This window comes from Nocardia sp. JMUB6875, from assembly GCF_041154655.1.
GTDB lineage: Bacteria > Actinomycetota > Actinomycetes > Mycobacteriales > Mycobacteriaceae > Nocardia.
Map to the genome: position 1 here is coordinate 1 of NZ_BAAFGR010000224.1, position 10132 is coordinate 10132.

Genomic DNA, 10132 nt, shown 5'->3' on the forward strand with positions numbered 1-10132 from the left:
CCCTCGGCGGGGCTGATCGCTGGGGGTTGGTTAGGGGGTGGGATTGGGGTGTGCGCCACGTAACTCGTTAGGCGGGTCGGCGCATGTGTGACGGGGGGATTCGGTGTACCGTGCCCGAGTGTTCCTTCGACAGCTCGAGCCGCGGACCGCTCGCACTACCGCTGAGGTATTGAACTTTGCGCTGTGGCCGCTCGCGATTCTCACCGTGATCCATCGCGTGTTCATCAATGCTGTCAACTATCACGTCACCAATGACTTCACGCCGGTGTACAACGCCTCGTTGGCGTTCTTGAACCATCGGGCGGTGTACAACGCGAACTTCAACTCGACCGATCCGGCGTATCTGTATCCGCCGAGCGGGACGTTGCTGATCTCGCCGCTGGCGATTCTGGATCCGGAGAAGTCGCGGTGGGGGTTCATCCTCGTCAACGCGATCGCGCTGCTGCTGGCCTGGTATCTGCTGCTCAAGCTGTTCAACTTCACGCTGAACTCCGTTGCCGCGCCCGCGCTGCTGCTGGCCATGTTCATGTCGGAGACGGTGACCAACACCCTCGCCTTCACCAATATCAACGGCTGCCTGTTCCTGGCGATGATGGCCTACATCCATCTGCTGCTGAAGCGCAAAGACCTGTGGGCCGGCGTGGCATTGGGATTGACCATCGCGGTGAAGGGCCCATTGACGGTGCCGCTGCTGCTGATTCCGCTGGTGCGCGGGCAGTGGAAGGTCTTCATCACCGCCCTGGGTATTCCGGTGGCGCTGAACCTGATCGCCTGGCCGCTGATCGTGGACTACAAGGAGTTCTTCACCCACACGCTGCCCTACCTCATGGAGGCGCGCGACTACTTCAACAGCGCCATCGTCGGCAATGCCGGGTACTACGGTGTCGCGGAGTGGCTGACCTGGACCATCCGCATCGTGATGGGCATCCTGGTGCTGATCTCGCTGTGGCTGCTGTACCGGTACTACCGCGAGGACGAGGTGTTCTACATCTGCAACACCTCCGGCATCCTGATCACCGCGGTCATGCTGCTGGGCTCGCTGGGCCAGATGTACTACTCGATGTTCCTGCTCCCCATGCTGATGACCGTCGTCCAGCGAAACTCGCTGCTGCGCAACTGGCCCGCGTGGGTGGCGATCTTCGGCTTCATGTCCTACGACAAGTGGCTCTCCGACCGCTGGCAGAGCATCGGCCGCGATCTCGAGTACCTGCGCACCACCTTCGGCTGGGGCCTGCTGCTCATCGTGGCGTTCTGCGTCCTGGGCGACCGCTACCTGGCCGCCAAGCGCGAGGGCCGGCTCGTGACCGGCAAGTCGCTGGATCCGGCCTGGATGCACCCGGAATGGACCGCCGACGACAGCGAACTCCCCGCCGCGCCCCGGACCAAGGCCGGCGTCGCGTACTAGCGTGGAGCCATGAGTTCCGATGCTGACACCCCGGGAACCGCGGGGCTACCCGCCCCGCGCATCCAGCTGACCCCGCAGGAATGGCGGACCAAGCTGACCCCGGACGAGTACCGCGTGCTGCGTGAGGCGGGCACCGAACGGGCGTTCACCGGCGAATACACCGACACCGAGACCGAGGGCGTCTACTCCTGCCGGGCCTGCGGCACCGAATTGTTCCGCAGCACCGAGAAATTCCACTCGCACTGCGGCTGGCCGTCGTTCTTCGACCCGGCGAAATCCGATGCCGTGCTGTTGAAAGAGGACAACTCACTGGGCATGCGGCGTGTCGAGGTGCTGTGCGCGACCTGCCACAGCCATCTGGGGCACGTGTTCGAGGGCGAGGGGTATCCCACGCCCACGGACAAGCGCTACTGCATCAACTCGATTTCGCTCCGGCTACACCCCTCGGGCAGCACAGCGGACTGAGTCGCAGAAATACTATGGGGCGGACGGGATTCCGTGCATGCCCCGAATTCTGCGGGCAGGACGGCAGCCAACTTCCGGCTAATGACCGGGCGGAATCCGGATCATCGCGACACAACTCGGGCCCGGCCGCACTGCGCGGCCGGGCCCGATGTCGTGAATCGCCTTACGGGAGCGCGTTGATCAGCTGCTCGAGCTCCACGCGCGGGCCGGTGAAGAACGGGATCTCCTCGCGCACATGGCGACGCGCCTCGGTGGCGCGCAGATCGCGCATGAGGTCGACGATGCGGTGCAGTTCGGGGGCCTCGAAGGCGAGGATCCACTCGTAGTCGCCCAGGGCGAAGGAGGCGACGGTGTTGGCGCGCACATCCGGGTAGTCGCGGGCGGCCTTGCCGTGGTCGGCCAGCATCTTGCGGCGCTCCTCGTCGGGGAGCAGGTACCAGTCGTAGGAGCGCACGAACGGGTACACGCAGATGTAGTTGCCCGGCTCCTCACCCGCGAGGAAGGCCGGGATGTGGGACTTGTTGAACTCGGCCGGGCGGTGCAGGGCGGCCTGGCTCCAGACCGGGGTGGAGAGCTGGCCCAGCTCGGTGACGCGGCGGAAGTCGGCGTAGGCGGCCTGCAGATCCTCGATCTTCTCCGCGTGCCACCAGATCATGAAGTCGGCGTCGGCGCGCAGGCCCGCGACATCGTAGATACCGCGCACGACCACGCCGCGCTCCTCGAGCGACTCGAAGAAGGCCTTGGCCTCCTTGATCGCGGCCGCGCGATTGTCGCCGAGCTCGCCGGGCTCCACCTGGAACACCGAGAACATGAGGTAGCGGATGGTGTCGTTGAGAGCCTTGTAGTCGAGTCGCGCCATGGGACCCATCGTGCCATTGGGCCGTGCGGCGCCCGAAATGGGGCATGGCCGATACGGTGATTCAGGTCTCGCGGCCCCAGGAGTCGATGAGGCGGCGCAGGCCGTCGCGGAAAACCTCGTCGCTGGTGAGCAGTTCGCTGACCAGGTCCAGGTGGGTCGCCAGTTCCGGGTAGCGGTCCGGGTCGAGGGCGGCCAGGTCGGAGCGGACGCGCAGGCGGACCGGTTTGCGGTCGTGCTGGGCGACCAGGCCCGCGCAGCCCAGGGTGTAGAGGTAGCACTCGCGGTAGGCGCGGAAGGCGTCGCGGGGAGTCATGCCCTGGGAAAGATTGTCGGCCACTTGCGGTTCGGTGAGGCGGGCCAGCAGCCGCGGGCCCAGCCAGACGCGCGGGCCGCGCAGCATGACCAGACCTGGATAACTGGTCAGCAGGTCATACCAGGCGACGAAGCGGCGTTCGGTGGCCTTGTCCCAATCGTCGGAACCGGGCGGGATCTCGGGCAGATCCGCGGCGAGCTGATCGGCCAGCAATTCCAGCAGGCCGCTGAAATCGCCTCCGCCCCTGCGCACCACGGTGGTGTGCGAGACGCCCAGATCCGCGGCGATGGCGCGGAAACTCAGTTCGCCGGTACCCCGGGTGGCGATGATGTCCAGACCGGCGCGGGCGATCGCCTCGGGAGTCGCCTCCTCCAACGACTTCGACTTCCTGGGCATGCGTCCAGCGTAAGTTACAGTGTAATCAAACGGTAGATCGGCCCGAGACCAGCGACGAAAACGAAAGAAGCGCAAGTGCACCCGACATACGCCGACGTGACATCGGCCGCCGACCGTAGCTCCGGCCACATCCGACCCGTGGTGGTCGCCCGGGCGGACGCCGACACCGTCCCGGTGGCCGGCGAGGTGTGGTTCGCGCTCGAGCACATGCAGCACACCGGGACCTTCAAGGCGCGCGGCGCGGCCAATTTCGTACTCGCGCAGCGGGAACAGGGGCTGCTGCCCAAGACCGGGATCACCATCGCCTCCGGCGGCAACGCGGGTGTGGCGTGCGCGTGGGCGGCCCGCCTGGTCGACTCCGCCGCCACCGTCTTCCTGCCCGACCACGCGCCCGCCGTCAAGGTGGCTCGACTCAAAGCCCTCGGCGCGCAGGTGCTCTGCGGCGGCACGGCCTACGCCGACGCGGCCGCGGAATGCGAGCGGTACGCCCAGGCCACCGGTGCGCTGCGCTCCCATGCCTACGACGATCCCTATATCGCGGCCGGGGCCGGGACGCTGATGGAGGAGATCATCGCGCAGTTGCCCGAGGTCGACACCGTCGTGGTGGCGGTCGGCGGCGCGGGGCTGCTGACGGGAATCATCGTGTCCGCCAACCATCACGGCGTGCGGGTGGTCGCGGTCGAGCCGGAGACCTGCCGCGCGTTCAATGCCGCACTGGATGCCGGGGAACCCGTGGACGTCGAGGTCGACTCCGTCGCCGCCGATGCCCTGGGCGCGCGCCGGGTCACCCCGATGGCGCTGTCCGCGGCCGCCGAAGGCGACGTCGTCTCAGTCCTGGTCAGCGACAAACAAATCATCGCCGCCCGCCAAACCCTGTGGGACTGCCGCAGACTCGCCGTCGAACACGCCGCCGCCACCGCTTTGGCCGCATTGCTGTCGGGCGCTTATGTCCCCTCCCCCGGTGAGCGGGTCGCGGTCATCATCTGCGGCGCCAACACCGACCCCTCAGACTTGGTCAGCTAGCTCGCCGTCATAGCCCTCGTCATCTCGGCATGTTTTTGGCCGGGATCCACACCGCGATGGTGATGAACGGCGCGTGTGGATTCCGGCCGAAGGCACGCCGGAATGACGGGGCGGGTCAGCCCAGGTGGTCGGAGATTATGGCGGCGGCCTTGGTGCCGGAGGCGGCGCAGGCCGGGACTCCGACGCCGTCGAGGTAGGCGCCGGCGAGGGCCAGGCCGGGGAGATCGGCCGTGGCGGAACGCAGGTCGACGATTCGGGTGGTGTGGCCGGGGGCGTATTGGGGGAGGCCGCCGGGCCAGCGTTGGACGACGGCGTGGAGGGGGCGGATTTCGATGCCGGTGACGGGGGTGAGGTCTTCGACGGCGGCCTGGATGAGCTCATCGTCGGACCAGGACAGCGGGGTGGCGTCGCCAAAGCGGCCGAAGGAGGCTCGGACCAGGGCCACGTCGCGGGCGGCGAGGTGGGTCCATTTGCGGCTGGAGAGAGTAAATGCCTTGGCGCGCAACGGCTCACCGGTGGCGACGAGGATGCCGGAGTTGTCAGGCAGGGCGGTGTCGGCCGGAAGGGCAAGTGCCACAACGGCGGAGGAGGCCAGGTCGATGCCCGCGGCGAGGTCGGCGGCTTCCGGGGCCACCTCGCGCAGGAGTTCCGCGGTCACCGGGGCGGGGGTCGCGAGGATCACCGCGTCCACCTCGCCGACCGGATCCAGGTGCCAGCCGGTGGCGGTGCGGGTGAGCCGGGTTGCGGCGGTATCGATTTCGGCCTTCACATCGGCGGCGGTGCGCAGGGCGTCCAGCAGTACGCCGTAGCCGTCACGGATCCCGCCGAAGACCGGTGTCGTGCTCGGCGGCGGCAGCGCCTCGGACACCGCCTGGGTCAAGCTCATCGCGCCACGATCCAGGGCGGCGGCCAACGTCGGCAGCGCGGCCCGCACACCGATCGAATCCGCGAGTCCCGCATACACACCCCCGAGCAGCGGATCGACGCTCCGCCGAACCACCTTCTCCCCGAACCGATCCCGCACCAACTCCCCCACCGACATATCCCCGCCCGCAACCCAGGTCAACGGCCGATTCGGCTCATCCTCGATCAAGGCCAGCGTCGCCGCATCCACCAGCCCCGCAACCGATTCCGCCGCGGCCGGAATCCCCATCAACGTCCGCTCCGGCAGCCGATGCCCCGTCCCCTCCGACCACACCAGCGGCCGCTTCCCCGCCGGATGAACCAGCTGCTCCTTGATCCCCAATTCCCGCATCAACTCCGGGATCTCGGGCCGCCGCCCCACGAACGCCTCGGCCCCCAGATCAACCGGATCCCCCTCGATCTCGACCGTCCGCAGAATCCCGCCGACCCGGTTCCGCCGCTCGATCAAGACCAGTTCCGCCGACTCCCCCAATGCTTGCCGCACCCGATAGGCAGCCACCAGCCCACTGATGCCCCCACCGACAATCGCGACCCGCATCGCCAACTCCTCGTCACCTAGTCCTCGCCGCGACCACGCAGAGCGCGACCGCGACCCGGCGACCCGCACCTCACCGACGAGCCGCTCCCACCCGAACCTACTCCCGCCAACCGCGACCACCCGAGTCCGGTCCCCGTCCGAGACGCCCGGCCGACGCGCCTGACGACCCACTCTCACCTGGGTTTTCGCAGTCCGGGACGGCACCCGTCAACCCTGACCCGAAACACCCACGACGAAACGTGATTGATACCGCGTCACGCGGCCCAATCCGCTCGGAGCTGGTCGGCGGCGTGTAGGACGGCGGACCATTCGGCGGAGGTGGGTTCGACCGGACGGTGTTCGGTGAAGAACGGGTTGAGCTGGACCTTCCCAGAGTCCGCGTGGAGGTCTTCGACGAGGGACAGCATGGAGTCGACCGGGTTGTGGCCCAGGTGTTTTCCGAGATGTTCGACGACGGCATCGAGGGTTTCGATCCGTGGTGGAGCCGGGACGTCGATCGCGTCGCCGCAGCGGGTGAGTTGTTCCGTGTAGCGGTCCTGCCAGAACTCGATGTGCCAGCCGGGCCACAGGTCGACGAGGGCGGGAAGGAGGCCGGGCATGGTGAAACCGATCCAGACGCCGATGGTGTGGGCGTCGACGTCGATGTGCAGGCCGCTGGTCGGCATGCCGGTCAGGGCCAGTTGTTCGACACCGCCCTCGGGGAGTAGGTCCAGCAGGGCCGGGCCCTGCCAGGCGGTGTGCAGCCAGGAGCCCAGCGGGTAGACGGTGACACCCTGGGAGGTTCGGACGGTCAGCAGGTGGGGGTCGTCGAGGTCGTCGGTGACCTGCTCGGGGAGCACCCTGTCGTCCCTTCTCGCTCGCCGCACCACGGACCGGTCCACCCCGGACGCGGCGGCCAGATCGCCGATGCCGTCGTAGGCCCAGCGGATACGCCAGCCGGGCCACATGCGCTCCAGCAGCGCGCCGTAGACCTGCTTCTCGGGCACCTCCCACAGCAGTTGGTCGCCGAAGTAGACCAGTTCGCGCTTGGTGAGGTCGACCACCGCGCCGCCCTCGCACCAGACGTCGTCGAGCCATTCGGTGGTCGGGTCGCACAGGCGCTGGGCGGAGATGAAACGGCAGGCCGGGTCGGGGCCGCCGATGAGGACGGAACCGATGGTGTCGGCGGCCCAGTGCGAGTAGTGCAGTCGCAGGCCGTCGCCGTCGATCAGGACGAGGTTGGCTCTGGCACCCATGCGGGAGACGGTACCGAGTGGTCTCTGCTAACCCCGCATGGTTTTCGCGTCGAAAGATATATCTCGAGCCGAGCCTCAGAGCGGAGTCGGGAGGCTGTGGATCAGGGCGACGGTGTCGGTGATCACCGTCGGCTCGGTGTTGGGGAGGACGCCGTGGCCGAGGTTGAAGATGTGGCCCTTGGCGCCCAGGGTGATTGCCTCGTCGGCTTCGCGGGCGATGCGGTGGACCTCGGAGTTGATGGCGGCCGGGCCCGCGAACAGGACGGCGGGATCGAGGTTGCCCTGCAAGGCTTTTCCGGGGCCGACGCGGCGGGCGGCCTCGGGTAGCGGGATGCGCCAGTCGACGCCGACCACGTCCGCGCCCGCTTCGCCCATGGCGCCCAACAGTTCTCCGGTGCCGACGCCGAAGTGGATGCGCGGGATGCCCGCGTCGGCGATCTCGGTGAAGACCCGTTCCGAGTGCGGCATAACGTATTCGCGGTACTGGGCCTGGGTCAGCGCACCGGCCCAGGAGTCGAACAGCTGCACCGCATCGACGCCCGCCGCGATCTGCGCCTGCAGGAATTCGATGGTGATGTCGGTGAGCACGCCCAGCAGCTGATGCCAGGTTTCCGGATCGGCGAGCATCATCGCTTTGGTGCGCTCGTGGTTCTTGCTCGGCCCGCCCTCGACCAGGTACGACGCCAAAGTGAACGGGGCACCGGCGAATCCGATCAGCGGGGTGTTGCCCAGCTCGTCGAGCAGCAGCTTCACACCGGCCGTGACCGCGCCCACTTCCTCGGCGCGCAGTCGCGGCAGCTTGCGCACATCCTCGACGGTCCGCACCGGTTCGGCGATGACGGGACCGACGCCCGGCACGATGTCGAGGTCGATGCCCGCGGCCTTGAGCGGAACCACGATGTCGGAGAACAGGATTGCCGCGTCCACGTCATGGCGGCGGATCGGCTGCATGGTGATCTCGCACACCAGCTCCGGATCGAAACACGATTCCAGCATGCCGATTCCGGCGCGCACCTCGCGGTACTCCGGAAGGGACCGACCGGCCTGTCTCATAAACCACACCGGACGCCGATGCGGCACGCCACCGGTGGCGGCGGTGAGGAACGGGGCATCGGTCAGCTGGCGGCGGGCGTGAGTACTCATCACCGCCCATCGTAAAGGCCCCCGGCGGCGCGCCTCGCACCACGCGGCACCCGCAAGGTCTACGGTGCCTTTCGTGACACCGCTCGACTTCCGCGACGGCGCTGCCCCGACCCCGGAGCCCGAAGAACCAGCCCGGTTCCGCGCCGCGGTCGAGGCCATGGGATCCGCATCAGTGCACCCTCGAATCGAACTCGCACCGATCCGTCCGCCGCAGCGCCTCGCCCCTTACTCGTATGCCCTCGGCGCGGAGGTCACGCGACCCGACACCAATGTGGTGCCCGTCGACTCCGACGGTGACGCGTTCGGCCGCCTGATCCTGCTGCACGACCCGGCCGGGCAGGAGGCCTGGCACGGGGTGTTCCGCTTGGTCGCCTACATCCAGGCCGATATCGACTCCGCGCTCGCCGCCGACCCGCTGCTGCCGGAGGTGGCGTGGAGCTGGCTGGTCGACGCGCTCGACTCCCGGACACCGTTCACCGCCCTCGGCGGCACGGTCACCTCGACCAGCTCGGTGCGCTACGGCGATATCGCCGGACCGCCGCGCGCGCATCAGCTCGAGGTGCGCGCCTCCTGGACCGTCGGCGACACCGCCCTGCGGCCACACGTGGAGGCCTTCTGCGAGGTGCTCGCCTATGCGGCCGGATTGCCGCCCGCCGGGGTCACCCGGCTGGACGTGCGCCGCGGCGAGGACAGCGAATAATTGGACCCGAGATCGGGGCGGCCGGATCCCGAATTCCCGCCCCCGCTGCCGGGAAATAGCCCCTCGCCTGCGAGAACGTCTGTACTGCAACGAAATCGAGGCGTGCGACGTACGATTCCCAATGGCCCGACGCAGTGTCACGGCCGGTCGTTTCACCGCCGTGACGCGGCCCGCCCCTGCCCTACCCGTAGAGTTCAAGACCATGTCCGTACCAGATGAACCCGAAGCCACTGCCGCGGTACCGTTGCTCGCGCCAGTGGACGGTGTACCGCCGGTACTGGACTCTGCCTCCGAAGTGGCCGAGGCCGCCCGCCGCTTGGCCGCCGGCACCGGACCGCTCGCGGTCGACGCCGAACGCGCCTCCGGGTTCCGCTACTCCAATCGCGCCTATCTGATCCAGCTGCGGCGCGAGGGCGCGGGCAGCTTCCTCATCGACCCGATTCCGGTGGACGGGGAGCTCGCGCCGCTGGCCGAGGCCATCAACGATCTGGAATGGGTGCTGCACTCCGCGGATCAGGATCTGCCCGGGCTCGCCGAACTCGGGCTCTACCCGGCCCGGCTCTTCGACACCGAACTGGGCGGACGCCTGGCCGGATACGAGCGGGTCGGCCTGGCCGCCATGGTGGAGAAGCTGCTCGGGCGCGAGCTGAAGAAAGGCCACGGCGCGGCCGACTGGTCCACCCGGCCGCTGCCCGACGACTGGCTGAACTACGCCGCCCTCGATGTCGAGTTGCTCCTCGAACTGCGCGAGGCGGTCGCCGCCGACCTCGCCGAGCAGGGCAAATCCGAGTGGGCCGCACAGGAATTCGAGCACGTCCGCACCGCCGAACCGTCCGGCCCCAAGGCCGACCGCTGGCGGCGCACCTCCGGCATCCACACCCTGCGCCGCACCCGTCAGCTCGCCATCGTCCGCGAGCTATGGACGACCCGCGACCGCCTGGCCCGGCTGCGCGATGTGGCCCCCGCCCGCATTCTGCCCGACTCGGCCATCGTGGCCGCGGCCACCAACGAGCCCAAGTCCATCGCCGGACTGCGCGCCCTGCCGATCTTCGGCGGCCCGCGCCAGCGCCGCTACTCCCGCGAATGGCTCGGCGCCGTCGAACGCGCCCGCGCCCTCCCCGACAACGAACT

The 10132-nt window shown here is 68.5% G+C and carries 10 protein-coding genes; 5 read left to right on the forward strand and 5 right to left on the reverse strand.

Annotation, left to right across the window (positions count from 1 at the left end):
* Nucleotides 1–103: 103 nt before the first annotated feature.
* Both ACAM49_RS35520 and msrB read left to right on the forward strand, forming a co-directional pair.
* Nucleotides 104–1405, forward strand: coding sequence for a glycosyltransferase family 87 protein (locus ACAM49_RS35520; RefSeq protein ID WP_369639921.1), 1302 nt, complete (start codon nucleotides 104–106; stop codon nucleotides 1403–1405).
* 9 nt (nucleotides 1406–1414) lie between these two features.
* Entirely contained in the window at nucleotides 1415–1870 is a 456-nt protein-coding gene (gene msrB / locus ACAM49_RS35525) for a peptide-methionine (R)-S-oxide reductase MsrB (protein WP_369639922.1), read from the forward strand.
* A 163-nt stretch (nucleotides 1871–2033) separates the two neighbouring features.
* Here msrB and hemQ read toward each other — a convergent pair whose 3' ends face one another.
* Nucleotides 2034–2729 carry a hydrogen peroxide-dependent heme synthase gene (hemQ, locus tag ACAM49_RS35530; protein WP_369639923.1) on the reverse strand — a complete coding sequence of 232 codons (696 nt, stop codon included), beginning with the start codon at nucleotides 2727–2729 and terminating at the stop codon, nucleotides 2034–2036.
* Nucleotides 2730–2790: 61 nt separating this feature from the next.
* Nucleotides 2791–3438: a TetR/AcrR family transcriptional regulator gene (locus ACAM49_RS35535; RefSeq protein ID WP_369639924.1), complete on the reverse strand. Its 648-nt coding sequence runs from the start codon at nucleotides 3436–3438 to the stop codon at nucleotides 2791–2793.
* A 75-nt stretch (nucleotides 3439–3513) separates the two neighbouring features.
* Between ACAM49_RS35535 and ACAM49_RS35540 the strand changes: the two genes are divergently transcribed.
* The gene (locus tag ACAM49_RS35540) at nucleotides 3514–4461 is read left to right on the forward strand and encodes a threonine/serine dehydratase (protein ID WP_369639925.1); all 948 of its coding nucleotides are present in this window, start codon (nucleotides 3514–3516) and stop codon (nucleotides 4459–4461) included.
* 115 nt (nucleotides 4462–4576) lie between these two features.
* On the opposite strand, the gene ACAM49_RS35545 is transcribed toward ACAM49_RS35540, so the two are convergent.
* The 3 genes from ACAM49_RS35545 to hemE all read right to left on the reverse strand — a co-directional run bounded on the left by ACAM49_RS35545 (nucleotide 4577) and on the right by hemE (nucleotide 8301).
* Nucleotides 4577–5923, reverse strand: coding sequence for a protoporphyrinogen oxidase (locus ACAM49_RS35545; protein ID WP_369639926.1), 1347 nt, complete (start codon nucleotides 5921–5923; stop codon nucleotides 4577–4579).
* Nucleotides 5924–6177: 254 nt separating this feature from the next.
* Nucleotides 6178–7158, reverse strand: coding sequence for a hypothetical protein (locus ACAM49_RS35550; RefSeq protein WP_369639927.1), 981 nt, complete (start codon nucleotides 7156–7158; stop codon nucleotides 6178–6180).
* Between the two features lie 75 nt (nucleotides 7159–7233).
* On the reverse strand, nucleotides 7234–8301 hold the full coding sequence (gene hemE / locus ACAM49_RS35555) for a uroporphyrinogen decarboxylase (RefSeq protein ID WP_369639928.1): 1068 nt from the start codon (nucleotides 8299–8301) through the stop codon (nucleotides 7234–7236).
* 73 nt (nucleotides 8302–8374) lie between these two features.
* On the opposite strand from hemE, the gene ACAM49_RS35560 reads away from it, so the two are divergent.
* Both ACAM49_RS35560 and ACAM49_RS35565 read left to right on the forward strand, forming a co-directional pair.
* Entirely contained in the window at nucleotides 8375–9001 is a 627-nt protein-coding gene (locus ACAM49_RS35560; protein WP_369639929.1) for a DUF3000 domain-containing protein, read from the forward strand.
* A 202-nt stretch (nucleotides 9002–9203) separates the two neighbouring features.
* On the forward strand, nucleotides 9204–10132 hold a 929-nt coding region (locus ACAM49_RS35565), incomplete at its 3' end, for an HRDC domain-containing protein (RefSeq protein WP_369639930.1).

Excerpts from the sequence above, each read along its gene's own strand:
- ACAM49_RS35545 (WP_369639926.1), bottom strand. The coding sequence starts at position 5,923 with ATGCGGGTCGCGATTGTCGGTGGGGGCATCAGTGGGCTGGTGGCTGCC.
- msrB (WP_369639922.1), top strand. The coding sequence starts at position 1,415 with ATGAGTTCCGATGCTGACACCCCGGGAACCGCGGGGCTACCCGCCCCG.
- hemQ (WP_369639923.1), bottom strand. The coding sequence starts at position 2,729 with ATGGCGCGACTCGACTACAAGGCTCTCAACGACACCATCCGCTACCTC.
- hemE (WP_369639928.1), bottom strand. The coding sequence starts at position 8,301 with ATGAGTACTCACGCCCGCCGCCAGCTGACCGATGCCCCGTTCCTCACC.
- ACAM49_RS35550 (WP_369639927.1), bottom strand. The coding sequence starts at position 7,158 with ATGGGTGCCAGAGCCAACCTCGTCCTGATCGACGGCGACGGCCTGCGA.
- ACAM49_RS35535 (WP_369639924.1), bottom strand. The coding sequence starts at position 3,438 with ATGCCCAGGAAGTCGAAGTCGTTGGAGGAGGCGACTCCCGAGGCGATC.